The following is a 26548-nucleotide window of genomic DNA, read 5'->3' on the forward strand; positions in this document are numbered from 1 at the left end:
CGGCTCGGGCGATCGAGGGCCCGGATGGCCTCAGTCCTTGGCGCGCTCGTAATAGGCGCCGTCCTCGGTGTTGACGACGATGCGCGTGCCGGCGGTGATGTGCGGCGGCACCAGGGTGCGCACGCCGTTCGACAGCATGGCGGGCTTGTAGGAGGACGAGGCGGTCTGGCCCTTGGTCACCGGTTCGGTGTCGACCACTTCCAGCGTGACGCGCTGCGGCAGCTCGATGCCGACGGGATTGCCCTCGTAGACCGACAGCTTCACCTCCATGTTCTCCTGGAGGTACGGCTTCTGCTCGCCGATGATGTCGTCGGGGACCGCGATCTGCTCGTAAGTCTCCTGGTTCATGAAGTGATTGCCGTCGCCGTCCGAATACAGATAGGTGTAGGGACGGTCCTCGACATAGGCGCGCTCGACCATTTCGGTGGTGCGCCAGCGCTCCGACACCTTCACGCCGTCGGAGAGGCGACGCATGTCGACCTGGGTGACCGGGGTGCCCTTGCCGGGATGGATGTTCTGGGCGGTGACGATCAGATAGAGCCTGCCGTCGACTTCAAGGATGTTGCCCTTGCGGACGGAAGAGGCGATGACCTTCGGCACGGATGTCGTCCTTGGTTGAGCAGCCAGGAAACTTGGCGAACAAGAAACTTGGCCAAACAGGGAAGCAGGGCAGAAAGCCCCCTCGCAATCGGTTCTGCCGTCGCATAGACGAACTTTCCGGAAAGCGCCACCCCGAAGCGAAGATGATGCCCAGCGCGCAAGCCTCTCCCTGGTGGGACAAAGACCGCCACGCCGACCGCCGGCCCTTCCTGGTCGCCCGTGGCCGCATCAAGCAAAGGCTGCGGGCCTGGTTCGAGGCGGAGGGCTTCACCGAGGTCGAGGCGGGGCAGCTGCAGGTCTCGCCCGGCAACGAGGCCCACCTGCATGCCTTCGCGACCGAAGCGGTCAGCATCGACGGCCGGCGCGCGCCGCTCTACCTGCATACGTCGCCCGAATTCGCCGCCAAGAAGCTGATCGCCGCGGGCGAGACGCGCATCGTCGACTTCGCCCGGGTGTTCCGCAACCGCGAGCGGGGCCCGCTGCACCATCCCGAATTCACCATGGTGGAATGGTACCGGGTGGGCGCTCCCTATGAGCAGCTCATGGCCGATTGCGCCAGCCTGATGCGGCTCGCCTGCGCCGCCGCCGGCACGGACAATCTCGTCTGGCGGGGTGCCAGCGCCGATCCGGCGCTCGAGCCGGAACGCGTGACGCTGCAGGAGGCCTTCGAGCGCCATGCCGGCATCGATCTTCTGGCGAGCGTCGCGGCGTCCGGCGAGACGGACCGCGACCGCCTGGCCGCGGCCGCGCGCGGCGCGGGCATCCGTGTCGCCGGGGACGATGGCTGGGCCGACATCTTCTCCAAGGTGCTGGTCGAAAAGATCGAGCCGCGGCTCGGCTTCGGGCGGCCGGCGATCCTGTGCGAATATCCGGTCAGCGAGGCGGCGCTCGCCCGGCCGAAGGCCGGCGATGCCAGGGTGGCGGAGCGGTTCGAGCTCTATGCCTGCGGCGTCGAGCTTGCCAACGGCTTCGGCGAACTGACCGATCCGGTCGAGCAGCGCCGGCGCTTCGAGCTGGAAATGGCCGAGAAGCAGCGTGTCTATGGCGAGCGCTACCCGATCGACGAAGATCTCCTGGCCGCGCTCGCCGCCATGCCGCCGACGAGCGGCATCGCCCTCGGCTTCGAGCGCCTGGTCATGCTGGCCGCCGGCGCGCGGTCGATCGAGGACGTCATCTGGACGCCGGTTCCCCGCGACGAGGCTCGATGAGCGGCACATGCGGCGCGGCGCTGCGCGGCAGGAGGCCCGAGAGGCGCGGGTCGTCGAAGACCTCGATGCCGGCCGCATAGGGCACGAAGCCGCAGGCCTGGTAGAAGCGCAGCGCGCCCGGATGGTCGTGGGTGCAGGTGTGCAGCCAGATCCTGGCCGTGCCGGGGCGCCAGGCGCGGGCGAGAGCGGCCGCCATCAGGGCCCGGCCGCGCCCCTTGCCGACCGCCTCCGGCACCAGGCCGAAATAGACGATCTCGACCGCGCCGGGTCGGCTTACGTCGAGCTCGACGAGGCCGATCTCCGCGCCGTCCTGCTCGGCCACATAGACCTCGTTGCCCGGGCTGCCGATGAGGCCGGCGAGCGCCGCGTCATCGAGCACGAGACGCGAGGTCCAGAGCCAGTCCTCGCCGATGCGCCGGTAGAGCGCGCGATACCAGGCAAGGTCGGGCGCCTCGACCCGCTTCAGGGCCGGGCCGCCTTGCGGAACCGGTTCGGACGGCGGCGCGACCATTTCGAGCCAGGTGACCGCCGTCGTCAGCCGGCCCGGCGGAACCAGGAAGTAGCCGGACATATCGAGTTGAGCGTTGTCGGTCATGCCTTGGGATCCTGATGTTCGGCGCGGCGGCGTCCGCCTCCTTAGCGCGCCTTGGGGTCCAGCGCATCGCGCAGCCCGTCGCCGAGCAGGTTGAAGCTGAGCACCGTGAGAAAGATGGCGAGGCCGGGGAAGATCGCCATCCAGGGCGCCTGCGTCAGGAAGCGCTGGGCGGCGTTCAGCATCGAGCCCCAGGACGGCGTCGGCGGCTGCTGGCCGAGGCCGAGGAAGGAGAGCGATGCCTCCGCGATGATGGCGGTTGCGATGGTCAGCGTCGCCTGGACCAGGAGCTGGGGCAGGATGTTCGGCAGGATGTGACGGATGGCGATGCGCCAGGGCGGGTTGCCGACGGCGCGCGCGGCCTCGACGAAATCCTCGCTCCTCACCGCCAGAACCTGGCCGCGGGTGAGGCGCACGAAGACCGGCGTCGCAGTGATGCCGATGGCGATCATCGCGTTCTCCAGGGAGGGGCCGAGGAAGGCGGCGAGCGCAATGGCGAGGATCAGGAAGGGGCAGGCCAGCATGGCGTCGGTGAAGCGCGAGATGAGCGCATCGGTCCAGCCGCCGAGATAGCCGGCGGCAAGGCCCAGCGGCACGCCGGCGAGGATGGCGATGGCGACCGAGACGACGCCGGCGGCGAGCGAGGCGCGCGCCCCAAAGACGACGCGGGCGAAGACGTCGCGGCCGACCTCGTCGGAGCCGAACCAATGGACCGCCGACGGCGCCTGGCGCACGGCGCGCCAGCTCTGCTGCACCGGATCGTGCAGGCCGAGATGGGGCGCCAGCACCGCGAGAGCGGCGATCATGACCAGCACGGCGAGTGCCGCCATGGCGCCCCTGCGCGCCTTCAGACGGCGCCAGGCCCGGCGCGCGGGGCTTTCGATGTCGGCGGCGGCAATGGCCGCGGGAATGCCCTGGCTGACGGCCATGGTCAGCTCCTCAGCCGCGGATTGGCGAGGATGTAGCCGATATCGGCCACGAGGTTGAGCACGACATAGGTGGTCGCCGTGACCAGCACGACACCCTGGACGACCGCGTAGTCGCGGTTGAACACGGCGTCGACGATGAGCTTGCCAAAGCCGGGCACCGAAAAGATCTGCTCGGTCAGCACGGCGCCGGACAGGAGCGTGCCGAATTCCAGGGCGCCGAGCGTGATGACCGGGGTCAGCGCGTTGCGCAGGGCGTGTTTCAGGATCACCTTCTCCTCGGCGAGGCCCTTGGCGCGGGCGGTGCGGACATAGTCGCTTTCGAGCGCCTGCAGCATGGCGGCGCGGGTGTGGCGCATGATGACACCGGCGAAGGAATTGCCGAGCACGAAGGCGGGCATGACGGTGGCGGCGAGCGAGGCCTTCAGGTCCTCGAAGGGCGAGACGTAGCCGGAGGCCGGCAGCCAGCCGAGCTGCACGGAGAAGACGAAGATCATCATGATGCCGAGCCAGAAGTTCGGCGTCGATATGCCCCAGAGCGCGACGATATTGGCGGCGTAGTCGAGCGCCGAGTTCTTGCGCACGGCCGAGATGATGCCCGCGGGAATGCCGATGGCCAGGGTGAACAGCATGGCCATGACGGCGAGCTGGATGGTCACCGGCAGCTTCTGGGCGATCAGCCGGGCGACCGGCTCCTTCAGGCGCATGCTCTCGCCGAGATCGCCCGAGAAGACACCCCCGATCCAGGCGAGATACTGGACCGGCAGCGGCTGGTCGAGCCGGTAGCGCTGGCGGATCTGCTCGATCACGACGGGATCCTTCTCCTCGCCGGCGAGCACCAGCGCGGGATCGCCGGGCAGGAGCTGCTGCAGCAGGAAGATGATCACCGACACGAAGAACAGCGTCGGGATCATCTGCAGGACGCGCTTGCCGATGAGCGTCAGCATGAACGGCCGTCCGTCAGTTGGCGGCGAGTTTCAGGCCGATGACCCGGACGAGGCCGTCGGGCATCGGCCGGTAGCCCGAAAGCCTGGCGGTATGGGCGATGATGACGGGCCGGTGATAGAGATAGACGATCGAGCCTTCGGTCAGCAGCCGCTCGGCGACCCGCTCGTAGATCGCCTTGCGGGCAGCCATGTCGGTCTTGGTGCGCGCCTCCAGCATCATCGCGTCGACCTCGCGGTTGCAGTAGCCGCCATAGTTCTGGGGCTGGTTGCAGCCGTGGAAGATGAAGAGGTTGCCGTCCGGGTCGGAGCGGCCCGACCAGTTGAGCATATAGGCCTGGTAGCGGCCCTGCTCGGCCTCCTGCAGGGAGGTGGCGAACTCGGTGACGCGGATCTTCAGATCAAAGCCGGCTTCGGCCGTCATGGCCTGCAGGACCTCGGCCACCTGTCGCACCTCCGGGTTGTTCGGCACCATGAAGTCGACCGCGATCGGCGTGCGCACGCCGGCTTCGCGCAGCAGCCGCTTCGCCCGCTCGACGTCGCGCGCCGGCACCGGGAACCGGGTCTGGTAATAGGGGTGCTGCGGGTTGATCCACTGGTTGCCGGGCGCCGCCGCGCCGTTGAACACGACCTGGTTGATCGCCACCCGGTCGATGGCGAGCGAAAAGGCCTGCATGATCCGCGGATCCTGGCCGAACGCGGTGCGCGCCGCCTCGCTCTTGGCGACGTTGAGCGTCACGCCCTGATAGCCGAGATCGACGGCGGCGGAGAGCCTCAGGCGCGGATTGGCGCGGATCTCGGCGACGTCGGTCGCCAGGGCGCGCTCGATCAGGTCGAGCGAGCCGGCGCGCAGATTGGCGAGCCGGACGGTCGAATCGTTGATCGGCCGATATTCGATGCGGTCGATGCTGACCGCGTCCTTGTTCCAGTAGTCGGCGAAGCGCTCGACCACGATGCGGTCCTGCTGGACGCGCTCCACCAGCCGGTAGGGCCCGGCACAGACGGGCTTCGCGCCGAAGCGATCGCCGGCCTCGCGCGCGGCCCTGGGGCTGACCATCATGCCGGCCCGGTCGGTGAGCTGGGACAGGAGCGGTGCGAAGGGCTGCTTCAGGACGAGCCGGACGGTCAGCGGATCGACGACCTCGACGCGCTCGACGGAGGCAAGCTCCGGCCGGCGGAACGAGCCGGCCATGGACATGTGCCGCTCCAGTGAAAACTTGACCGCCTCGGCATCCATGGGCTCGCCGTCGTGGAAGCGCACATCGGGCCTGAGGCGGATGGTCATGGCGAGGCCGTCGGCCGAGGTCTCCTGCGACAGGGCGAGCTGCGGCACGGCCTGCAGCTTTTCGTCGATGTCGAACAGCTTGTCGCAGATCGAGGCGAAGACGATGCGGCCGACATAGGTGCGGCTGAGCGTCGGGTCGAGCACGTCGGGATCCTCGGCAAGGCCGATCCTGAGCGTGGTGGTCTGGGCGCCGGCGACACCGACCGACACGGCGAGGGCAAGCGCCGCGACAGTCCATCGGGTGAAGAGTCTCATCGGTTCCGTCCTCCGGTCTTCAGGCGCGTTCGCGCTCGCTTGTGATCTCGATCCTGCGGGCAATGGCTCAGCCGGCACGCGCCTCCGTGGCGGCGAAGGCACCGATCAGCCGTTCCAGGACGGGGCTTGCCTGCGCCTCGCGCGGCACGATGGCGCCGGCCGGCGGAAGCCCGCCGACGCGATGGCAGGCGGTCGCATGCGGCGCGCCTGTCAGCTCCGGGCGCTCGGTCCTGCAGCGGTCGACGACGAAGGGGCAGCGCGTGTTGAGGTGGCAGCCGGGGGGCGGGCTGAGCGGCGAGGGCACATCGCCCTCCAGGAGCTGGCGGTCGCGTACGGCACCGGGCACCGTCACCGGAATGGCCGAGAGCAGCGCCCGCGTATAGGGATGGCGCGGCTCGGCGAACAGCGTCTCGGTCTCGGCAGTCTCGACGATGCGGCCGAGATACATGACCGCGATCCGGTCGGCCACGTGTTTGACCACGGCCAGATCGTGCGAGATGAACAGGAGCGCAAGGCCGCGCCGGCGCTGCAGGTCGCGCAGCAGGTTGAGGATCTGGGCGCGGATCGACACGTCGAGCGCGGAGACCGGCTCGTCGCAGACGATCAGCTTCGGCTCGACGGCGATGGCGCGGGCGATCGCGATGCGCTGGCGCTGGCCGCCGGAAAATTCGTGCGGATAACGTTGCGCCTGATGCGGCTGCAGGCCGACCTCGGCCAGGAGCTGGCCGACGCGCGCGCGCCGCTCGGCGGCAGGCACGATGCCGTGCAGCTTGAGCGGTTCGGCGAGGATGTCGCCGATCGTCATGCGCGGATTGAGCGAGGCGAAGGGATCCTGGAAGATCAGCTGGGCATGGCGCCGGCGGGCCCGCAATGCCTTCTCGTCGAGACTGCCGAGATCCTCGCCGTCGAAGATGACCCGGCCGCCGGTCGGCTCGATCAGGCGCAGCACCAGGCGGCCGACGGTCGACTTGCCGCAGCCGCTCTCGCCGACCAGCGCCAGCGTCTCGCCCGGCGCGATGGCCAGGTCGACACCGTCGACCGCATGCACCCTGGCCAGCACCCGGCCGAAGGCCGAGACGCGGGCCGGGAAATGCTTGACCAGGCCTTGCACATCGACCAGCGCGCTCATGCGACCAGCCTTTCCAGCGGGGCGCGCCGGCAGCGGGTGAGATGGCCGGGGCCGGCCGGGGCGAGGGCCGGCGCCGCCGCGAGGCAGGCGGCCTCGGCGAAAGGGCAGCGCGGCGCGAAGCGGCAGCCCCGAGGCGGCGCGGCCATGTTCGGCACGCTGCCGGCAATGGCGGCCAGCCGTTCCTTGCGGCCGTCGAGGCGCGGGATCGAGCCGATCAGGCCGACCGTATAGGGGTGCTGGGGATTGGCGAAGAGCTCCGCCACCGGTGCGCGTTCCACCACCTGGCCGGCATACATGACGATGACGTCGTCGCAGACCTCGGCCACGACCCCGAGGTCGTGGGTGATCAGCATGATCGCCGTGCCGGTCTCGCGGCGCAGCCGGCGCATCAGCTCCAGGATCTGCGCCTGGATGGTGACGTCGAGCGCGGTGGTCGGCTCGTCGGCGATCAGCAGCCGCGGCCCGCAGGCGAGCGCCATGGCGATCATCACGCGCTGGCGCATGCCGCCGGAGAGCTTGTGGGGATAGTCGTGAAAGCGCGTCCGGGGGCTTGGAATGCGCACGCGGTCGAGCATGTCGAGGGCCTGGCGCGCGGCTTCGGCCTGCGACACCTTGCGGTGGCGCGCGATTGCTTCGCTGACCTGGTCGCCGATGGTGAAGCTCGGATTGAGCGAGGTCATCGGCTCCTGGAAGATCATGGCGAGCCGGTCGCCGCGCAGGTCCCGCAGGGCCGCGGGCGGCAGGGAGAGCAGGTCGCGCGTCTCGAAGGCGATCCGGCCGGTGACGGTGGCCGCGCCGGGCGGCAGCAGGCCCATGATCGACAGCGAGGTGACGCTCTTGCCCGATCCGGATTCGCCGACAATGCCGAGCGTGCGGCTGGCACCGAGCGAAAACGACACGCCGTCGACGGCGCGGGTGGTGCGGCCGTCCTGGCCATGGAAGCTGACCGCGAGATCGCTCACTTCGAGCAGGGGAGCGTCCGCCGGCGCGACCTCGGCCTCCCGCAGGGACAGGTCGGCGGTCATCGCGCCGCCTCCCGCGCGACCGCTTCGGCGATGGCCCGGTCGATCACGGCGCGGTCGATGCAGCCGACCGGGTCGGCGCGGCTCGGCAGCAGTTTCGCCATGTGGACATAGCGCTCGCGCGAGACCTGTTCGAGCCGCTCGAGCTCGGCGAGCGGATCGGCGTGGTCGTCGACCCGCATCGACAGGAAGGGATGGCTTTCGGTGGTATGGATGAGCACGGCCGCGGACTGGCGGCCGCGCTTGTCACCGCCTTCCGCCTCGCCGGCCTTCATGGCCGCGATCAGCCGGCGTGCGAAGGGCAGGGCTGTGCCGGCCTCATAGGCCTCGGCGGTCGCCGCGATCACGGCGGCGCCCACCAGCATGTTGCCGGCGACCGAGCAGCCCGGGCCGACGACATGGCCGCACCAGCCGATGCAGTCCGCTCCCGTATGGGCGGCGAAGGCTCCGGTCCTGTCCATGACATGGAGCTGGCGCTGACCGGCGCCGGCATCGGCCTCCGTCAGTCGCGCGACGACGGTCTTCGCATCGCGGCCCTGGCGCAGCAGATCGAGGCCGCGCGGCCCGTAGGTGGCGTTGACCAGCGCCTGGGTGGCGATGGCTCCGGCCTCGGGATCGATCCAGGGGACGAGCGCGCCGGCCGCGAAGAAGCGGCTGGCGACGGCGATGCCGACCGCTGCCGTTTCGGGATCGCGGGCGATGATCGACCAGGTCATCGGCGCTCCGCGCGGCCCGGCACGTCACCGCCGCACCGGCGACTGGCGTCGCGACGAAGGGCTCGCCTCAGGCACTCGCTGCGCGCATCCATGTCCGGGCTCCCTCCCGACTGGCTACGTCCTTTTCGGAAGTGAAGCATGACGGCTCCGGCGACCGAGGTAAACCGCAGATCACCTATGTGCGCCGCCGATCCGGCGACGGGTCAGGGCTTGGCGCAGACGAGATCGCGCAGCCGTTGCGGGTCGATGGCCTGGACCACCCGGCCGCGCCGGCCAGTCATGGTTTCGGCCGCCAGCATGGCGTTGAGGATGGCTTCCTCGACGCTGTCGACGGTCGCCATGAACAGGGCATCCATCTCCTGGTCGCCCAGGGACGTGAAGCCGACGGTCGGCCCCAGGGGCACCTGCCCCGGATCGTTGGCGGTGGAGAAGGCCAGGTAGATGTCGCCGGAATCGTTGCCGGAGGGTGTGCCGCCACGGCCCATGCCGATGCCGATTCGCCGGGCGAGGCGCTCGATCTGGGTCGGGATCAGCGGTGCGTCGGTCGCCAGCACCACGATGATCGAGCCGCTCTCGGTCGACCGGAAGCGGCCTTCGGGCATCAGCCTGCCGACCGCGACGCCGGCGACGGTGAGCCAGGGCCGGACACCATGATTGGCCTGGACCAGCACGCCCAGCGTATAGGTTCCTGCCCCGGTCTCGACACGGCGTGAGGCAGTGCCGGTGCCGCCCTTGAACTCGTAGGCGATCATGCCGGTGCCGCCGCCGACGCTGCCCTCGGCGACCGGGCCGCCAGCCGCGCTGTCGATGGCGGCGAGCACATGGCTCTCGTCGAGATGGAGGCCGGCAATGTCGTTGAGCCAGCCGTCGTAGGTTTCGCCAACCACCGGCAGCGGCCAGACGCCCTCGCCGATGACATCGGGGAAACGGTGGGCGAGCCAGCGCACCGTGCCGTGATGGGCGAGCCCAAGCGAACAGGTATTGGTGACGGTGATCGGCCCGGTGAACCAGCCGGCTTCGCGGATCCAGTGGCAGCCGGTGAGCTCACCATTGCCGTTCATCGCGAAAGTGCCGGCCCAGCAGGGATGCAGGAGCGCGTCCGGCGGGCGCGGCAGCACGGCGGTCACGCCGGTGCGGACCGCCTTCTCGCCATCGCCGGAAATGAGCGTCGTCATTCCGACCGTGACGCCGGGCACGTCCGTGATGGCATTCAGCGGGCCGGTCGTGCCGCGCAGGGGCAGTCCGAGCCCGCGCGCCCGCCGGCGGCCGTTGGGGGAGAAGGCGATCGGGTCGCGTCCATCGCTGTCGCTCATCGTGGTCTCCGTCGGCATGGCCGGGCCCTGCCGCGCGGACCCGCGCGGCTTCCGGCATGGGGGCGGACGGTCGGGTCAGCGTCCGACGGCATAACCTTGCATGCCGCGCGGATTGGCGGCCGCCTTCAGGCGCACGCCTTCGCGCCGGGCGCCGGTCAGCCGGCCTTCGGACCAGTCGCCGCCGATCTCGACGATGTGGCCGCGCCGGTGCAGCTCCTCGATGGTCGCGCGCGGCAGACGGTTCTCGACGACCAGCACGCCCGGGCGCGATTCACGCGGCCAGAACGAGCCGGGGAAATGCTCGGTGTGCCAGGCGGGCGCGTCGATCGATTCCTGCAGGTTCATCTTCGCGTGGACGTGGCGCAGGAACATTTGCGGCACCCACTGGTCCTGCTGGTCGCCGCCGGGCGAACCCCAGGCGAGATAGGGCTCGCCGTCGCGGAAGGCGATGGTCGGGGTCAGGGTCGAGCGCGGCCGCTTGCCGGGCTGGAGCGCGGCCGGGTGGCTCTCGTCGAGCCAGAACATCTGCGCGCGCGAGCCGAGGCAGAAGCCGAGCGCGGGGATGATGGGCGAGGACTGGAGCCAGCCGCCCGAGGGCGTCGAGGAGATCATGTTGCCCCAGCGGTCGATGATGTCGAAATGCACCGTGTCGCCGCGGGTGTTGCCGCTCTCGAAGGTGGTGATCTCGCCGACAGTCGGTTCGCCCGCGCCCGTCGCGCCGACCGCCACGCGCTTGCCGCTGGCGACCCGCGCATCGACCTTGCCGCCGGCGCCGGCGATGGTGCCGGGTCTGAGCTCCAGCGAGGCCTTGTCGCCGATCAGCTTGCGGCGCTCGGCATTGTAGGCCTTGGAGAGCAGCGTCTCGATCGGCACGTCGACGAAGGCGGGATCACCGTAGAAGGCTTCGCGGTCGGCGAAGGCGAGCTTGGCGGCCTCGACGACCAGGTGGACGAAGTCCGGGCCGGCCGGGTCGAGCTTGTCGAGGTCGAAGCCTTCGAGCAGGGCGAGCTGCTGCAGGCAGGCCAGGCCCTGGCACCAGGTGGTCGGCTTGAACACGCGGTAGCGGCCATAATCGTAGTGGATCGGCGCTTCGACGCTCGCCTTCCAGCGCGCCATGTCTTCGCCGGTGAGGACGCCGCGGTGGTGCCGGCCGGTGACGTCGAAGACGTCCTCGGTCCGGCAGAAACGGTCGATCGCCTCGGCGACGAAACCCTGGGACCAGATGTGGCGGGCGCGCTCGATCTCCTGCTCGCGGCTGCCGCCCTGGCATTCGCGCAGCACCCGCTCATAGGTCTCGGCGAGCCGGACATTGGTGAAGAGCTCTCCGGCCTGCGGCACGCGGCCCTCCGGCAGGTAGACCTCGGCCGATGTCGGCCAGTGCTCGCGGAACAGCTGCTCCACCGTCTGGATCGTCTCGGTGATCCGCTCGACGATGGGATAGCCGTGGCGGGCATAACCGATGGCGGCTTCCAGCACGTCGCGCGGGCGCATCGTGCCGTAGTCGCGCAGCAGCAGCATCCAGGTGTCGAAGGCGCCGGGGATGCAGGTGGCGAGCAGGCCGGTGCCGGGCACGAGGTCGAGGCCGAGCGAGCGGTAGTGCTCGATGGTCGCTCCCGCCGGAGCCGGCCCCTGGCCGCAGATCACCTGCGTCTCCTGGTGCCGCACGTCGTAGAGGATCACCGGCACGTCGCCGCCCGGGCCGTTGAGATGCGGCTCCACGACCTGCAGCGTGAAGGCGGCGGCGACGCCGGCGTCGAAGGCATTGCCGCCGCGCTCCAGAATGCCCATGCCGACGGCGGAGGCAAGCCAGTGGGTCGAGGTGACGACACCGAACGTGCCGTCGATCTCCGGGCGGGTGGTGAAGCGGGGAGCGGTCACGGCAAGGTCCTGTCTGTCATGGGCCGAAACGGGAAGGGCGCGAGCATCACGCGCCGCGGAAGGCGCCGCCGCCGTCGATGTCGAGGACGGCGCCGGAGACGTAGCCGCAGGTCGGCGAGGCGAGGAAGGCGGCGGCATTGGCGATTTCGCGAGGCTCGATGGGCCGGCCGAACGGCAGGCCGGCGAGCATCTCCTCCCAGCGGCTCTCGTCGCCGAAGGTCGCCCGCGCGCGCTGCTTCGACAGCGAGACGATGCGGTCGGTGCGCGTCGCGGCCGGATTGATGCCGAAGACGCGGACGCCCCATTCGCTCGCCTTGCCGCCGACCGCGCCGGTAAAGGCGATCAGCGCGGCATTGCCGGTGGCGCCGCAGACATAGTCGTAGCGCGGCGAGCGGCCGGCCATGCCGATGATGTTGACGATGACGCCGGAGCCGCGCGCCTTCATGGCGGCGAGCGCGATCTGTGTCAGGTGGATGTAGCCCATCACCTTGAGCGACCAGGCCTCCTCCCAGCGCTCCAGCGTGAGGTCGAGCAGGCCGCCGCCAGGGATGGCGCCGGCATTGTTGACGAGTACGTCGATGGCCGGCAGACCCGCCCAGAGCCGCTCGCGCTCGGCCGACAGCGAGAGATCGGCCGACATCGTCTCGATCGGGCCCTGGTACCGCTCACGCAGGGGCGTCGCGGCGGCATCGAGACGGCCGGCATCGCGCGCCACCATGATCACCCGCGCGCCCTCGGCGGCGAACACTTCGGCCGTTGCGAGACCGATGCCCTTGGAGGCGCCGGTGACGAGGACGGTCCTGCCGTTCAGACCGAGATCCATGGTGCCTTCTCCCCGGGAGGTTCTGCGGTTCACTCGCCGATGAAATGCGGCAGCCGCTTCTCCAGGAACGCCTTCTGGCCCTCCTTGTAGTCGGCGCTGTCGAAACATCTGGCGATCAGCGCCTCGACCGCGGCGGCATCCTGCTCGGCTTCCGGGCGCGCCAGCTCGACCAGGGCGCGCTTGATGGCGGCGAGCGTCAGCGGCGCATTGGCGGCCACGGTGGCCAGATAGGCCTGGACCTCCGTCTCGAAGGCCTCGCGCGGCCAGGCGTGGTTGATGACGCCGAGCCGCTGGCCCTCGGCGGCATCGAGGACGCGCGCCGAGATCATGATGTCGGCCACCGGCCCGACGCCGAGCTTCTTCACCATCATGCGCAGGTTGGAGAAGCCGTAGCCGAGGCCGAGCCGCGCCGCCGGCACCCGGAAGCGGGCATCGTCGGTGGCGAAGCGGATATCGCAGGTCAGCGCCAGGGCGCAGCCGCCGCCGAAACAGATACCGTGAATGACGGCAACCGTCGGCTTGGCGGCATCGTGCACCGCCTTCATGCCGGCGGCGACCGCCTTGTCGTAGGTCCTGACCCCGTCCTCGCCGGTGCGCCGCTCGCCGAACTGGGAGATGTCGGCGCCGGCGCAGAAGGCCTTGCCGCCGGCGCCCTGCAGCACGATGACCCGCACCGACCGGTCGTCCTCGGCGCGCCTGATCAGCTCGGGCACGCTCGACCACATGTCGAAGGTCATGGCGTTCATGCGCGCCTGGTGGTCGATGGTCAGCCGGGCGATGCCGTCAGCCGCCTCGTAATGGATCGTCGCCTGTGCCACGGCCTGCCCTCTCACACGATGTTGCCGGTTCTCAGCCGCGCGATGGCGGCATCGTCGAAGCCGGCCTCGCGCAGGATCTCGTCGGTATGCTCGCCGGCCTCGGCGATCGGCGTCGATATGCCGGCCGGCGTACGCGACAGCACGACCGGCTGGGCGATCAGCCTGATGTCGCCGCGGGCATGGTGGTGCACCGGAACGGCCATCTGGAGGTGCTGCACCTGAGGGTCGGCGAAGACCTCGTCCATCCGATAGATCGGCCCGGCCGGCACGCCCTCGGCTTCGAGCTTGTCCAGCCAGACCGCCGAGACCTCCGTCCGGAAGATCTCCTCGAGGATCTCGCGCAGCATCGGCCGGTGGTCGAACCGCTTGGGCGCGGAGGCGAATTCCGGCCGTCCCGCCAGGTCCGGATGACCGATGGCCCGGCAGAAGGCCTTCCACTGGCCCTCGCCACCCACCGCGACATTGATATGGCCGTCCTTGGTCGGCAGCACGCCCATGGGCGTCGCGTTCGGATGATCGTTGCCGTTCTGCGGCGGTACCTTGCCGTCCACCGTGTAGACGGCGGCCTGGAAGTCGCACATGGCGATCTGGGCCTGCAGGAGCGAAGTGTGGACCCACTGGCCGACGCCGGAGCGCTCGCGCTCGGTGAGCGCCACCAGGATGCCGGTTGCGGCATAGAGCCCGGCGGCGCTGTCGGCCACCGCGATGCCGGCACGCATAGGGCCCTCGCCCGGCCGGCCGGTGATCGCCATCAGCCCGCCCATGCCCTGGGCGACCTGGTCGAAGCCGGCGCGGGTGCGATAGGGGCCGTCCTGGCCGAAGCCGGAAATGGAGGCGAGGATGATGCGCGGATTGACCACCTTCAGCGCCTCGTAGCCGATGCCGAGCCGGTCCTTCACGTCGGGGCGGAAATTCTCGACCACAACGTCGGCGGTCTCGACCAGCTTCATGAAGACCGCAAGCCCTTCCGGCTCTTTCAGATTGAGCGTCAGGGAGCGTTTGTTGCGATGCAGGTTCTGCATGTCGAAGCCGTGGCGCGCACCCGACATGCCCTCGTTCGGGTCGACGCCGGGCGGGGCCTCGATCTTGATGACGTCGGCGCCGAAATCGGCCAGCACGCGGCAGCAGGTCGGGCCGGCGCGCACGCGCGTCAGGTCGAGAACTTTCAGGTTCGCCAGGGCGGTCGAAGGCTGCGGACGCGGCATGGTCACTCGTGGATGGGGATCATCGTAAGAGCGCCACACTAGGATCGTTTGCCGCCGCTCCGAAAGAGGGCCGGCGGCATGACTGCCCGTTTTACCCGGCGGAGGCCCGAGGCATGCCGATGGGCCAGGCACGGCCTCGGCCGCCGAGGCCCCGATCAGCCAAGGCTCGCGGCGAAATCGGCGAGCGCCGCATTGAAGGCGGCCGGCGCCTCGGCATGGGGCGAGTGGCCGGCGCCGGCAAGACTCAGCATGCGGCCATGAGGCGCGGTCTCGGCGATCCAGGCGGCGACGGCCGGTCGGTAGAGCCGGCTCGCGGCGCCAGCGAGCGCCAGAACGGGCCTGTCGAGCCGGGCGAGGGTGTCGCGATGATCGGCCCGGACCAGCGAGCGCCAGAGGCCCGCCATGGTCGGCCCATCGCTGGCGGCCACCGCCGCGGCCGCTCGCCGGAAGGGTTCGCCGGCGAGGTCGATGCCGGGCGCGAACATCGCCTCGGCGATCCGCGGGGCATAGCGCGGCCAGCCCGCCGCCATGCGGTCCGCCGCGGCGAGCGTTTCCTCGAGTGTCTGGCCGTTGGAGAGACCGAGCGGCCAGCCGGGCGCATTCGGCACCTTGGCGGTCATGTCGACGATGACGAGGCCGGCAATGCCGCCGCTGCCGTGCCGGGCGAGATGGTCGAGCGCCACGGTCGCGCCCATCGACCAGCCGACCAGGACGGCGCCGGCAAGCGCGGGATCGGCGAGGCTCGCGGCGAGCGCATCGCCGAGATCGGCGATCGTCAGGCCGTCGCCGCGACGCGGGTCGCGGCCGTGGCCGGGCAGGTCGGCGGTGATCACGCGGAAGCCTTCGCCGCCCAGCGGGCGCTGGGCGGCGAACAGGCTGGCATCGACCGACCAGCCATGCAGCAGGACCAGCGGCCGGCCGGTGCCGAGATCGTCGCGCAGCGTCAGGCCCGCCACGCGTCAGGCCTCGATCGGGCGGGCAACGTCCTTGATCAGGACGAGGGCGCGACCGGTGGCGAGCAGGCGGCCGTCCGCGCCCGTCAAGGTGGTGGCGAGATCGCAGAGATGCTTGTCCGGCCGCAGCCGCGTGATCGACACCGTCGCGGTGACCGGCTCGTCCAGCGGGACTGGCGCGGCGAAAATGAGCTCCTGCTTCAGGTAGTTGGTGCCCGATCCGGGCAGCTCGACGCCGAGCAGATAGGAAAACAGCGCGGCGACCAGAGGTTCGGGCACCGTCGCGGAGGTCCGCGGCGGCGCGGCGGACAGGGCCTGGAAGGCGTCGATATCGGCCGGGCCGTAGCGGCGCGTGATGCTGGCGCTGTCGCCGGTCCTCATGCCGCTTCTCCATGCGCGAGGGTTGCGGTCGCTGCGCAGACGGTTTCGCCGTCCGCCACGCGCATCACCTGCAAGGCAAGGTCGGTGGTGTCGCGGCTCGCCCGCAGCACCGTCGCGGAAAAGACCAGCGGCTCGTCGGCAAAGGCCGGCGCCGGGAACATCAGGCTCTGCGCGGTCTGCCGGCCGGCCGGCAGGTGCCGGCGCATCAGGCCCCAGAGCACCGCGTAGATGAGCATTCCGTGGGAGACCGTGCGGCCGAACCGCGTGCGGGCGCAGAAGGCCGGGTCGACATGGATTGGATTGTCGTCGCCGCTGATCCGGGCGAAGAGATCGAAATCGGCCTGGCTGAGGCTGCGGGTCTCGGAGAAGAGGGGGCCGGTCGTGATCACGACGGGCGCCCCTCGGCGAGGATCGCGCGCAGCACGTGCTTCTGCACCTTGCCGGCCGCGGTGCGCGGGAAATCGGCGACCAGCGTGATGTGCTTCGGCACCTTGTAGGCGGCGAGCCGCTCGCGGGCATAGGCGCGCAGCGACTCGGCATCGATCGCGGCGCCCGGCCGCAGCACCACTGCGGCATGGCCGACTTCGCCCCAGCGCGCATCCGGCACCCCGAGCACGGCGGCTTCCAGCACCGCCGGATGGGCATGCAGCACGATTTCGACCTCGGCGGGATAGACGTTCTCGCCGCCCGAGATGAACATGTCCTTGATGCGGTCGACGATATAATAATAGCCGTCGGCATCCTGGCGCCCGACATCGCCGGAGCGCAGCCAGCCACCCGGCGCGAAGGCCTTGGCGGTCGCCTCGGGATTGCCGAAATAGCCCGGGGTGACGGCGGGGCCGCGGAACAGGATCTCGCCGGCCGTGCCCTGCGGCACGTCCAGGTCGTCGATGCCGACGAGCCGGACCTCGGCGAGCAGCTGCGGCTTGCCGACCGAGCCGATCTTGATCGCCGCATGAGCCGGGTCCATGAAGAACACGGTCGGGCCGGTCTCGGTCATGCCCATGCCGTTGCACACGATGACGCCGCGGTCGAGGAAGGCACGGATCAGGCTTTCCGGCAGCGGCGCGCCGCCGCAGCCCCAATGGTTGATGCCGCCGAAGTCGGTCGTCGCGAAGGCCGGATGCAGGCTCAGCGCCTGGTAGATGGCCGGCACCCCGAAGAACAGCGTCAGGCGCCTGGCGGCGATCAGCTGGATCACGGCATCGGCGTCGAATTTCGGGATGAACAGCGAGCGGCCGCCGGCGACGAAGACGGGCAGGGTGTGCAGATTGATGCCGGCGGTGTGGAACAGCGGCAGGAAGTTGAGCACCTCATCGGCGGCGGAGGCGCCGGTCGCCTGCTGGACATTGATCGCATTGGCGAGCGCCATGCCGGCAGTCTGGATCACCGCCTTGGGCTTGCCGGTCGTGCCGGAGGTATAGAGCAGGTACCAGGGTCGGTCGGTGTCCCAGGGCGCGTGCCGGTCGGGCGATGCCGGCGTCGCGTCGCGCCGGCTTTCAAATTCGGCAAGGGTCAGAAGGGGCAGTGCGGGCCCGGCGAGCTCCGCGGCGAGCCGGGCGGTCGCGGCATCGGCGATGATCAGGCGCGCGCCGCTGTCGGCGACGATCGGCGCGAGTTCCGCCGCCGTCTGGCGCCAGTTGAGCGGCACCAGGACGAGCCGCGCCTTCGCCACGGCGAACAGGATCTCGAAGAAGAGCGGGCTGTTGTGGCAGACGATGGCGATGCGGTCGCCTTCCGCGAAGCCCATTGCCGCGAACAGGGCGGCGGCGCGGCCGGCCCGCTCGTCGACCGCGCGGAAGGTCAGGCTCGCGCCGGTCGCGAGATCCTCGAAGGCGACCGCGTCGGGGCTGAGCTCGGCCCGGCGGCGGCAAAGGTCGGGAACGGTCTTCATGCTGCCCTCGACAGGAAGCGGGCCATGCCGGCCTCGGTGGCGTCGGTTTCGATCAGCGCCAGGAAACGGTCGCGTTCGCGGGCGAGGCCGTCGGCGATGGCGGCGCGCCGCGCGGGCGGCGTCAGCAAGGCGCGCGTCGCGGCGAGGCTCGGCCCGACCTTGCCGCGCAGCGCCGCGAGCCAGGTCTCGACCGTCGCCTCGAGCGCGTCCGCCGTGACGACGGCAGTGGCAAGCCCGAGCGCCAGAGCCTCGTCCGGCCCGATCCGGCGGTTGAGAAGCTGGATGGCCGCCGCCTGGGCGAGGCCGATCCGTTCGGGCAGCAGCGCGGTCCAGCCGCCGTCGGGGGCAAAGCCGACATCGACATAATAGGGCTGGAGGAAGGCGCGGGGCGCCATGGCGACGAGATCGGCGGCAAAGATCAGGCCGCAGGAACCGCCGGTGACTGGCCCCTGGACGGCGGCGATGACCGGGCAGGGGAGGTCGAGCAGCCGCAGGATCACGCTGTTGAGCGTGCCGATGAGGGCGCCCGCATAGGACCGGCGCTTGCCGCGCGGCTGGGCGGCAAAGGCGGCGACGTCGCCGCCGGTCGAGAAACTGCGGCCGTCGGCCGCGAGGACGAGGGCCGCAAGGTCATGCCTGGCGCAGTCGGCAAGCGCCGCGTCGAGCGCGTCGAGTAGCTCCGGCACCAGGGCGTTGTGACGTTCCGGCCGGGCGAGCGTGACGCGGGCGACACGATCCTCGACGGCAAGTTGGACCAGCGGCTCAGCCATGACGCGCCTCGTCCGGGCCCATGCCGTGGGCAATGAAGTGGTAGGCCGCTTCCGCGATGGGAAAGAGATCGGTCGTCTCGTCCCAGATGGCGAAGCGCCGGCCAACCATGTCGGCGACCCCCATCAGCGCCCAGGCGCGCACCTCGGCATGGCCGGGTGCAAGCTCGCCGCGGCCGACTGCCGCCTCGAGGCTCGCGGCATAGCTCGCGGCCAGGTCGACATAATAGCGCCGGTGTACGGCGGCATCGACGAACTGGGACTCGGCCACCACCCGGTAGAGGTTCGGATTGTCGCGGACGAAGGCGAGGAAGGCGTGCAGGCCCCGGCGTTCGGCATCCAGCCGGTTGGCCGCTCCGACGATGGCCAGCGTCAGATGGCGGCGCAGCTTGCGGCCCATCCGCAGCACCAGTTCGCGCAGCACGTCCTCCTTGCTGTGGAAATAGAGATAGAAGGTGCCCTGGGCGACCGCCGCCTCCGCGGTGATGGTGGCGATCGAGGCTTCGGCGAAGCCCTTCACGCCGATTTCGCGCTCCGCGGCATCGAGGATCTTCTGGCGCGTGCGCTCGCCGCGCTTGGTCTTGGGGACCGGCAGAGGAAGTGCGGGCTGGGGCGACGACATGGCGGTCCCGGACTGGTTTCTGGGTGTTGCGCGGGCGGCGGATCGCGTTGGACACGCCTTGGCGCTTGACGCTGTTCGAGGTCGAAGCTAGCGTGACATGAAACATGACTCAAGTCTCATGTTTGATGTCATCACCCGGTGATGCCGAGGTCGAAGGATGTTCTGGACCGGCCGGCGCCGTTGATGGTTCGATGACCGGATCAGGGAGGATCCAATGGGGAAGCTGAAGAGTGCGATCGCCGCGGCGGCCTTGACCGCCGGAGCGTTTGCCGGATGGCCGGGGGCGGCCGAGGCGCAGACGCGCGACGTCAAGATCTGCCTGATCGCCGGCCGTACCGGCGCGCTGGAGGCCTATGCCAAGCAGACCGAGGCGGGCTTCATGATGGGCCTGGAATTCCTCACCCGCGGCACCATGCAGGTCGGCAACATGCGCCTGCAGGTGATCGTCAAGGACGACCAGCTCAGGCCCGACCGCGGCAAGGCGTTGCTGGAGGAATGCTACAATGACGACCGGGCGGACATCGCGGTCGGTACCACCGGCTCGCCGGTGGCGCTCGCCATGCTCCCCGTCGCCGAAGAAGCGCGCAAGATCCTGATCGTCGAGCCTGCGGTCGCCGACAGCATCACCGGCGAGCGCTGGAACCGCTACATCTTCCGCACCGGCCGCTCGTCCTACCAGGACGCGCTGGCGGCCGCGGCATCGGTCCCGGCGAACGAGGACGTGTTCATCGGCATGCTCGGCCTCGACACCGCCTTCGGCCGCGACGGGGTCGCCGCCTACAAGGCCGCGCTCGCCGCGATCCGGCCGCGCGCCAAGATCGTCGCCGAGGAATATGCCGCCGGCAACACGGCCGATTTCGCGCCTTTCGCCGAACGCCTGTTCTCGTCCCTGCGCGACCGGCCGGGCAAGCGCATCATCGGCTTCATCTGGGCGGGCCCGCATCCGATGGCGAAGTTCGTCGACATGCGGCCCGAGCGGTTCAATATCGCGCTGGCGCCGGGCGGCAACATCCTGCCGGTCATGAATGCCTGGAAGGCTTTCGCCGGCACCGAGGGTGGCATCTATTATTACCACGAATTCCCGCGCAATCCGCTGAACGACTGGCTGCGGGCCGAGTACCAGAAGCGTTTCAACGCGCCGCCGGACTTCTTCGTCGCCGGAGGCTTCGCCGCCGCCGCCGCGGTGGTCGCTGGCCTTGAAAAGGCCGGCTCGCCCGATACCGAAAAGCTGATCGCGGCCATGGAGGGCATGACCTTCCAGACGCCGAAGGGCCCGATGACCTTCCGTCGCGAGGATCACCAGGCGCTGCAGGACATGTATCACTTCCGGATCCGTCCGAACGCCCGCGACAACGAGCTGCTGGACCTGGTCGGGACCATCCCGGCGGCCGACATGCCGCTGCCGATCACCAACCGGCGCTGACCGCCCGTCCGTCCGGCCGATCAGGGCGGGGACCGCAATCGCCTCCGCCCCCGCTCGCCCCGCCGCCTTCGGCGGGGCGGCGCAGCGCAATCCGCCCCATTCCCCGGGGCTTCACCACGGAACGCCAGGCCATGCCAGCCGCCGCCACGCCCGTGCTCGAAACACGCGACCTCACCATTCGCTTCGGCGGCCATGTCGCTGTCGACGCGGTGAGCTGCGCGTTCCATGCCGGCACGCTGACCGCCATCGTCGGGCCGAACGGGGCCGGCAAGACCACCTATTTCAACCTCATCTCGGGCCAGCTCACCGCGACCTCGGGCGCGGTCCTGCTCGGCGGCGACGACATCACCGCGCTTGGCGCCGCCGGCCGGACGCGCCGCGGCATCGGCCGCGCCTTCCAGATCACCAACCTGTTCCCGAACCTGCCGGTCATCGAAAATGTGCGCCTCGCCATCCAGGCCCGGGCGCGCGGCGCCGGCAGCCTGTTGTCGCGCTGGTCGAGCCATCGCGACTGGATCGCGGAGGCCGAGCGCTATCTCGCCGAGGTCAATCTCTCGGCCGTGCGGGATACCCTCGCGGCGGCCCTGCCGCACGGCGACAAGCGCAAGCTGGAAGTGGCGATCATGATGGCGCTCGAGCCCGACGTCTTCATGTTTGACGAGCCGACCGCCGGCATGTCAGTGGACGAAGTGCCGGTCATTCTCGATCTCATCCACAAGCTGAAGGCCGCCGGCGACAAGACCATCCTTCTGGTCGAGCACAAGATGGACGTCGTCCGCTCGCTCGCCGACCGGATCATCGTGCTGCACAACGGCCAGCTGGTCGCCGACGGCGAACCCGCCGCGGTGATCGCTTCGCCGGTGGTGCAGGAAGCCTATCTCGGCCAGGCGCCGAAGGGCGACGCGACGCGGGAGGCGAGCCATGGCTGAAGTGCGGACCGATGCCGGCGAGGCCCTGCTGAGCCTCGAGGGCGTGCACACCCATATCGGCCAGTATCACATCCTGCAGGGCGTCGATCTCGGCCTGCCGCGCGGCGGCATGACCGTGCTGCTCGGCCGCAACGGCGCCGGCAAGACCACCACCCTGCGCACGATCATGGGCCTGTGGGCGCCGTCGAAGGGCACGATCCGCTTCGACGGTCGCGCCATCGGCGGCGCGCCGACGCCCGACATCGCGCGGGCCGGCATCGCCTATGTGCCGGAAACCATGGCGGTGTTCTCCGATCTGTCGGTGCGCGAGAACCTGATCCTCGCGGCGCGTCAGGGCCCGATGGACCAGGCGCGGCTCGACTGGATCTTCGGCCTGTTCCCGGCGCTGAAGAAGTTCTGGCAGTTTCCAGCCGGCGTCCTCTCGGGCGGCCAGAAGCAGATGCTGGCGATCGCCCGGGCCATTGTCGAGCCGCGCCGGCTGATCCTGATCGACGAGCCGACCAAGGGCATCGCGCCGGCCATCATCGAGGCGATGATCGGCGCCTTCGCCGAGCTGAAGCGCGAGACGACCATCCTGCTGGTCGAGCAGAATTTCAGGTTCGCCGCCAGCCTCGGCGACCATGTCGCGGTGATGGACGACGGCCGCATCGTCTATCGCGGCGCGATGGCGTCCCTTGCCGGCGACGAGGCGCTGCAGACGCGCCTGCTCGGCCTTTCCCTCGACGCCCACCAATAGTTCAGCGAGGCCCGGATCACCGCCATGACCACAGCCACGCCCGCCGCGGCCCAGGCCGCGACCCCCGCCGAAACCCTGCCGGCGGTCCGCCGCGACTTGCTGCCCGTCCTTCTGCCGATCGCGCTCGCATTGGCCGCGCTGCCCTTCGTCGACCCGTCGACCTGGGTGACGCTGACCATCGCGGCGCTCGCCATGGGCATGATGATCTTCGTCATCGCCAGCGGCCTGACGCTGGTGTTCGGCCTGATGGACGTGCTCAATTTCGGCCATGGCGCCTTCATCGCCGTCGGCGCCTATATCGCGCTCAGCGTGCTGGCCCTCACCTCGGGGTGGATGCAGGTCGATTCGCTCGGCTGGAACCTGACCGCCCTCGGCCTCGCAGCGGCGGTCGCCATGGTGGGCACTGGCCTGCTCGGCTGGGCCTTCGAGCGTGTCATCGTCAAGCCGGTCTACGGCCAGCACCTCAAGCAGATCCTGATCACCATGGGCGGGCTGATCGTCGCCGAGCAGCTCATCCACGTGATCTGGGGCGGCGACCAGAAGGCCATGCCGCTGCCACCCGGCCTGCGCGGCGCCATCATCGTCGGCGACATCGCCTTCGAGAAGTTCCGCCTGCTCGCCGTGGTGGTCGGACTCCTCGTCTTCGCCGCCATGGTGCTGGTGCTGAACCGCACCAAGATCGGCCTCCTGATCCGCGCCGGCGTCGAGAACAGCGAGATGGTCGAGGCGCTCGGCTATCGCATCCGCCGCCTGTTCGTCGGCGTCTTCGTGGCCGGCTCGGCGCTGGCCGGGCTCGGCGGCGTGCTGCTCGCGCTCTATCGCGAGACGTTGACGGCGGCGATCGGCGGCGACGTGATGGTGCTCGTCTTCATCGTCATCATCATCGGCGGGCTCGGCTCGGTCGGCGGTTGCTTCCTCGGCGCCATCCTGGTGGCGCTGATGGCCAACTACACGGCTTTCCTGGTGCCGAAAGTGGCGCCTGCCTCGAACATCCTCCTGATGGTGGCGATCCTGATGTGGCGTCCGCAGGGGCTCTATCCCGTCGCCAAACGCTGATTCCCGAGAGAACCCAAGGCCCGCGCGATGCTCAATGCGATCCTGTCGGACGACCTGCCGAAGAGCCGCATCCTGGCGGTCGTGCTTGCCGCGATCCTGATCGGTCTCGCCTTCGCGCCTTTCCTGTTTCCGGGCGCGCAGGCGATCAACACCGCCGCCAAGATCTGCATCTTCATCGTGCTCGTGGCGAGCTACGACCTCCTGCTCGGCTATACCGGCATCGTCTCCTTCGCCCACACCATGTTCTTCGGCATCGGCGGCTACGGCGTCGGTCTTGCGCTCTATTCCTTCGGCCCGGGCTGGCTGGTCATTCTCGCCGGCCTCCTGATCGCGCTGGTCGTGGCGGTCGTGCTCGCCCTGCTCATCGGGCTGCTGTCGCTGCGCGTCCGGGCGATCTTCTATGCCATGATCACGCTTGCGGTCGCTTCCGCCGTCGCCTTTCTGGCCACCCAGTTCTCCGAATATACCGGCGGCGAGGATGGCCGGTCGTTCCGCGTGCCGGAAGTCCTGCGGCCCGGCTTCAGGCTCGTCGACGGCCAGATCTTCGGCGTCGACATCAACGGCCGCATCCTCGCCTATTATCTCGTCTTCGTCGCCGCGCTGACGCTGTTCCTCATGGCGCTCCGGGTCGTCAATTCGCCTTTCGGGCGCGTGCTGCAGGCGATCCGCGAAAACGACATGCGCGCCGAGGCGCTCGGCTATCGCGTCGTCTACTACCGCACGGTCGCCAATTGCCTTGCCGCCGCCATGGCGGTCTGCGCGGGTGCGATGAGCGCGCTCTGGCTGCGCTATACCGGTCCGGACACGACGCTGTCGTTCGCGATCATGCTCGACATCCTCCTGATGGTCGTCATCGGCGGCATGGGCACCATGTATGGCGCGGTCGTCGGCGCCACCTTGTTCATCGTCGCGCAGAACTATCTGCAGAAGCTGATGGCCAGCGGTTCGGCGGCGACCGAGGCCATACCGCTGCTCTCCAAGCTCCTGCATCCGGACCGCTGGCTGCTGTTCCTCGGCATCCTGTTCGTGCTCAGCGTCTATTTTTTCCCGACCGGCATCGTCGGCCGCCTGCGCGGGCGCCGCTGAGCCGGAGCGGATGATCCCGCCATAGCGTCACCCCGGGTCTGCCGGCGCCGCAACGTCCCCCGCACCCGAGTTTCGACCCGCGCGCCGCCGCCGAGGCGGCGAGCGGGATTTCCGCTTGACTGATTTCTGATGAGTGATAAAAATCCAAAATCATCACTCGTCATTCATCAAGCAAGCTGGTGCCATGACCGTCAAAACCCGCCCGACGCCGGAGGAGACCCGCGAGCGCATTCTCGTGGTGGCGGAGGAGCATTTCCGGCGGGTGGGCTATGCCAAGACGGCAGTGGCCGACATTGCCGGCGCGCTGGGGATGAGCCCGGCCAACGTCTATCGCTTCTTCCCGACCAAGTCGGCGATCTGCGAGGAGATCGCCCGCCGCCTGCTCGAGGTCAGCACCGATCAGGTGCGGGCGATCGCGGCCGAAAAGGGCAAGTCGGCGGCCGACCGGCTCGGCGAGATGGTCCTCGCCATCCACCGCTACAACAAGAACAATTTCACCGAGGAGCGTCGCCTGCACGACATGGTGGAGAACGCCATCGTCGAAAGCTGGGGCGTGGTGAAGGGCTATATCCAGGGGCTGACCGTCATCTTCGCCGAGGTGATCCGCGAAGGCATGGTGGCGGGTGAGTTCGTGGTGCGCGACCCGGTGGAGGCCGCGATGCTGTTCAAGCAGACCCATGTCAGCGTGTTCCACCCGACGCTGATCGCCCACTGCGCCGATCTCGATGAAATCCGCGACCTGGAAGCACAGGCCCGCGGCCTCACCCAATTCGCCCTGCGTGCCCTGAAAGCCTGAGAGCTGCCGCCATGCGCCGCCCCCTCGTTCCCTTCGTAGCGGTCCCCCTTTTCGCCCTGGCGCTCGCCGCCTGCAATGACGGCAATGCGCATACCGAGAACCGCGCGCAGCCACCGGCCCGCGCCGTCGTCGTCGAGACGGTCAAGTTCGTCGCCCGCACGCCCGAGCGCAGCTTCGTCGGCAGCGTCCGGCCGCGGATCGAGAGCGATCTCGGCTTCCGCGTCGCCGGCAAGATCGCCGAGCGGCTGGTGCAGCAGGGCCAGGCAGTCACCCGTGGCCAGGCGCTCGCCCGGCTCGACCCGACGGATCTGGCGCTGCAGAAGGAGCAGGCGGAGGCCGAGCTCGCGGCGGCGCAGATCAATCTCAACACGAGCGAGGCGCAGGACAAGCGCTCGCTGGACCTCAGGCGCTCCGGCTGGGCGACCCAGGCCGCCGTCGACCAGCAGCTCGCCCGCACCGCGGATGCCCGCGGCCGGCTCGACCGCGCCAAGCGCGCGCTGGAACTCGCGGTCAACCAGCTCGCCTATTCGACGCTCGTCTCGGACGTCGACGGCGTCGTCACCGCGACCCTCGCCGAGCCCGGGCAGGTCGTCGCGTCCGGCACGCCCGTCGTCCGTGTCGCCCGCGCCGGCGAGCGCGAGGCCGTCGTGGCCGTGCCGGAGGCGCTGATCGAGCGCGTCCGCACCGGCCAGGCGAGCGTCTCGCTCTGGTCGAACGCCAATCGCCGGTACGAAGCGAAGCTGCGTGAATTCGCCGCCTCCGCCGACCCAGCAACGCGGACCTTCCAGGCCCGCTTCACCATTCAGAACGCCGATGACGGCGTCGTCATCGGTATGACGGCGACCGTCACGGTGGGCGAGCCCGCGTCCGCCCGCGTGGCTCGCCTCCCCATCTCCGCGCTCTATTCGGAAGGGCGCGGCCCGTCGGTCTTCCTCGTCGACGAGGCGAGCGGCGACCTGACGTTGCGGCCGGTCGCCGTCGAAGGCTACGAGGGCCGCGACGTGCTGGTCTCGGGCGGCATCGCCGACGGCGACAAGGTCGTCGCGCTCGGCGTGCACAAGCTCGACGCGAGCCAGAAGGTGCGCGTCGTCGAAGTCAGAAGCTGAGCCGGCTTCCTTGCCGTGCCTGCCGCCACGACCGGTCGTGGCGGCGTTGCCGATCGTTCCTTGAAGCTCCGCAGCCTTAGTTCGC

General features: G+C 69.7%; 27 protein-coding genes. 8 read left to right on the forward strand and 19 right to left on the reverse strand.

Annotation, left to right across the window (positions count from 1 at the left end):
• Nucleotides 1-30 precede the first annotated feature (30 nt).
• Entirely contained in the window at nt 31-600 is a 570-nt protein-coding gene (gene efp, locus OZ671_RS13470) for an elongation factor P (protein WP_038301420.1), read from the reverse strand.
• Between the two features lie 143 nt (nt 601-743).
• On the opposite strand from efp, the gene epmA reads away from it, so the two are divergent.
• A complete protein-coding gene (epmA, locus tag OZ671_RS13475) occupies nt 744-1808 on the forward strand; it encodes an EF-P lysine aminoacylase EpmA (RefSeq protein ID WP_268861220.1) in 1065 nt (354 codons plus the stop codon).
• Here epmA and OZ671_RS13480 read toward each other — a convergent pair.
• The 18 genes from OZ671_RS13480 to OZ671_RS13565 form a co-directional block, all read right to left on the reverse strand.
• Nucleotides 1771-2403 carry a GNAT family N-acetyltransferase gene (locus OZ671_RS13480; RefSeq protein ID WP_268861221.1) on the reverse strand — a complete coding sequence of 211 codons (633 nt, stop codon included), beginning with the start codon at nt 2401-2403 and terminating at the stop codon, nt 1771-1773. The two genes, epmA and OZ671_RS13480, sit on opposite strands and share 38 nt — an antisense overlap.
• 41 nt (nt 2404-2444) lie before the next feature.
• Complete coding sequence (locus OZ671_RS13485; protein WP_268861222.1) at nt 2445-3329, reverse strand: ABC transporter permease; 885 nt, start codon at nt 3327-3329, stop codon at nt 2445-2447.
• 2 nt (nt 3330-3331) lie between these two features.
• Nucleotides 3332-4273, reverse strand: a complete 942-nt coding sequence (locus OZ671_RS13490; RefSeq protein ID WP_268861223.1) for an ABC transporter permease — start codon at nt 4271-4273, stop codon at nt 3332-3334.
• Between the two features lie 13 nt (nt 4274-4286).
• A complete protein-coding gene (locus tag OZ671_RS13495; RefSeq protein WP_268861224.1) occupies nt 4287-5810 on the reverse strand; it encodes an ABC transporter substrate-binding protein in 1524 nt (507 codons plus the stop codon).
• A 67-nt stretch (nt 5811-5877) separates the two neighbouring features.
• Nucleotides 5878-6939, reverse strand: coding sequence for an ABC transporter ATP-binding protein (locus OZ671_RS13500; protein WP_268861225.1), 1062 nt, complete (start codon nt 6937-6939; stop codon nt 5878-5880).
• A complete protein-coding gene (locus OZ671_RS13505; protein WP_268861226.1) occupies nt 6936-7964 on the reverse strand; it encodes an ABC transporter ATP-binding protein in 1029 nt (342 codons plus the stop codon). The genes OZ671_RS13500 and OZ671_RS13505 overlap by 4 nt, the downstream gene beginning before the upstream one ends.
• The gene (locus OZ671_RS13510; protein WP_268861227.1) at nt 7961-8677 is read right to left on the reverse strand and encodes a DUF1028 domain-containing protein; all 717 of its coding nucleotides are present in this window, start codon (nt 8675-8677) and stop codon (nt 7961-7963) included. The genes OZ671_RS13505 and OZ671_RS13510 overlap by 4 nt, the downstream gene beginning before the upstream one ends.
• A 203-nt stretch (nt 8678-8880) precedes the next feature.
• The gene (locus OZ671_RS13515) at nt 8881-9990 is read right to left on the reverse strand and encodes a DmpA family aminopeptidase (protein ID WP_268861228.1); all 1110 of its coding nucleotides are present in this window, start codon (nt 9988-9990) and stop codon (nt 8881-8883) included.
• A 75-nt stretch (nt 9991-10065) separates the two neighbouring features.
• On the reverse strand, nt 10066-11868 hold the full coding sequence (locus OZ671_RS13520; protein ID WP_268861229.1) for a gamma-glutamyltransferase family protein: 1803 nt from the start codon (nt 11866-11868) through the stop codon (nt 10066-10068).
• Nucleotides 11869-11914: 46 nt separating this feature from the next.
• Nucleotides 11915-12691 (reverse strand): short-chain dehydrogenase/reductase, encoded by a 777-nt coding sequence (locus OZ671_RS13525; protein ID WP_268861230.1) that lies wholly within the window; start codon nt 12689-12691, stop codon nt 11915-11917.
• Nucleotides 12692-12720: 29 nt separating this feature from the next.
• Complete coding sequence (locus tag OZ671_RS13530; RefSeq protein ID WP_268861231.1) at nt 12721-13509, reverse strand: enoyl-CoA hydratase; 789 nt, start codon at nt 13507-13509, stop codon at nt 12721-12723.
• A gap of 11 nt (nt 13510-13520) precedes the next feature.
• Nucleotides 13521-14714, reverse strand: coding sequence for a CaiB/BaiF CoA transferase family protein (locus OZ671_RS13535; RefSeq protein ID WP_268861232.1), 1194 nt, complete (start codon nt 14712-14714; stop codon nt 13521-13523).
• A 155-nt stretch (nt 14715-14869) separates the two neighbouring features.
• Nucleotides 14870-15670 carry an alpha/beta fold hydrolase gene (locus OZ671_RS13540; RefSeq protein WP_268861233.1) on the reverse strand — a complete coding sequence of 267 codons (801 nt, stop codon included), beginning with the start codon at nt 15668-15670 and terminating at the stop codon, nt 14870-14872.
• 3 nt (nt 15671-15673) lie between these two features.
• Nucleotides 15674-16048 carry a phosphate acetyltransferase gene (locus OZ671_RS13545; protein WP_268861234.1) on the reverse strand — a complete coding sequence of 125 codons (375 nt, stop codon included), beginning with the start codon at nt 16046-16048 and terminating at the stop codon, nt 15674-15676.
• Nucleotides 16045-16437 carry a MaoC/PaaZ C-terminal domain-containing protein gene (locus OZ671_RS13550; RefSeq protein WP_268861235.1) on the reverse strand — a complete coding sequence of 131 codons (393 nt, stop codon included), beginning with the start codon at nt 16435-16437 and terminating at the stop codon, nt 16045-16047. Before OZ671_RS13550 ends, OZ671_RS13545 begins: the two co-directional genes overlap by 4 nt.
• Nucleotides 16434-17942: an acyl-CoA synthetase gene (locus OZ671_RS13555; RefSeq protein ID WP_268861236.1), complete on the reverse strand. Its 1509-nt coding sequence runs from the start codon at nt 17940-17942 to the stop codon at nt 16434-16436. Before OZ671_RS13555 ends, OZ671_RS13550 begins: the two co-directional genes overlap by 4 nt.
• On the reverse strand, nt 17939-18712 hold the full coding sequence (locus OZ671_RS13560) for an enoyl-CoA hydratase/isomerase family protein (protein ID WP_268861237.1): 774 nt from the start codon (nt 18710-18712) through the stop codon (nt 17939-17941). The genes OZ671_RS13555 and OZ671_RS13560 overlap by 4 nt, the downstream gene beginning before the upstream one ends.
• Nucleotides 18705-19331 carry a TetR/AcrR family transcriptional regulator gene (locus tag OZ671_RS13565; protein ID WP_268861238.1) on the reverse strand — a complete coding sequence of 209 codons (627 nt, stop codon included), beginning with the start codon at nt 19329-19331 and terminating at the stop codon, nt 18705-18707. Before OZ671_RS13565 ends, OZ671_RS13560 begins: the two co-directional genes overlap by 8 nt.
• A gap of 214 nt (nt 19332-19545) precedes the next feature.
• Here OZ671_RS13565 and OZ671_RS13570 point away from each other — a divergent pair, with 214 nt between their 5' ends.
• The 7 genes from OZ671_RS13570 (at nt 19546) to OZ671_RS13600 (ending at nt 26463) form a co-directional block, all read left to right on the forward strand.
• Complete coding sequence (locus tag OZ671_RS13570) at nt 19546-20754, forward strand: substrate-binding domain-containing protein (protein ID WP_268861239.1); 1209 nt, start codon at nt 19546-19548, stop codon at nt 20752-20754.
• Nucleotides 20755-20885: 131 nt separating this feature from the next.
• Nucleotides 20886-21683, forward strand: coding sequence for an ABC transporter ATP-binding protein (locus OZ671_RS13575; RefSeq protein WP_268861240.1), 798 nt, complete (start codon nt 20886-20888; stop codon nt 21681-21683).
• Nucleotides 21676-22419 carry an ABC transporter ATP-binding protein gene (locus OZ671_RS13580; RefSeq protein ID WP_268861241.1) on the forward strand — a complete coding sequence of 248 codons (744 nt, stop codon included), beginning with the start codon at nt 21676-21678 and terminating at the stop codon, nt 22417-22419. Before OZ671_RS13575 ends, OZ671_RS13580 begins: the two co-directional genes overlap by 8 nt.
• Before the next feature lie 24 nt (nt 22420-22443).
• Entirely contained in the window at nt 22444-23475 is a 1032-nt protein-coding gene (locus OZ671_RS13585; protein ID WP_268861242.1) for a branched-chain amino acid ABC transporter permease, read from the forward strand.
• A gap of 27 nt (nt 23476-23502) precedes the next feature.
• Nucleotides 23503-24561 (forward strand): branched-chain amino acid ABC transporter permease, encoded by a 1059-nt coding sequence (locus OZ671_RS13590; RefSeq protein WP_268861243.1) that lies wholly within the window; start codon nt 23503-23505, stop codon nt 24559-24561.
• Between the two features lie 184 nt (nt 24562-24745).
• Nucleotides 24746-25357 (forward strand): TetR/AcrR family transcriptional regulator, encoded by a 612-nt coding sequence (locus OZ671_RS13595; RefSeq protein WP_268861244.1) that lies wholly within the window; start codon nt 24746-24748, stop codon nt 25355-25357.
• 11 nt (nt 25358-25368) lie between these two features.
• Nucleotides 25369-26463: an efflux RND transporter periplasmic adaptor subunit gene (locus OZ671_RS13600; protein ID WP_268861245.1), complete on the forward strand. Its 1095-nt coding sequence runs from the start codon at nt 25369-25371 to the stop codon at nt 26461-26463.
• Nucleotides 26464-26548 lie beyond the last annotated feature (85 nt).

Origin of the sequence: Phreatobacter sp. AB_2022a, assembly GCF_026847585.1 — a bacterium.
Classification (GTDB): Bacteria; Pseudomonadota; Alphaproteobacteria; order Rhizobiales; family Phreatobacteraceae; genus Phreatobacter.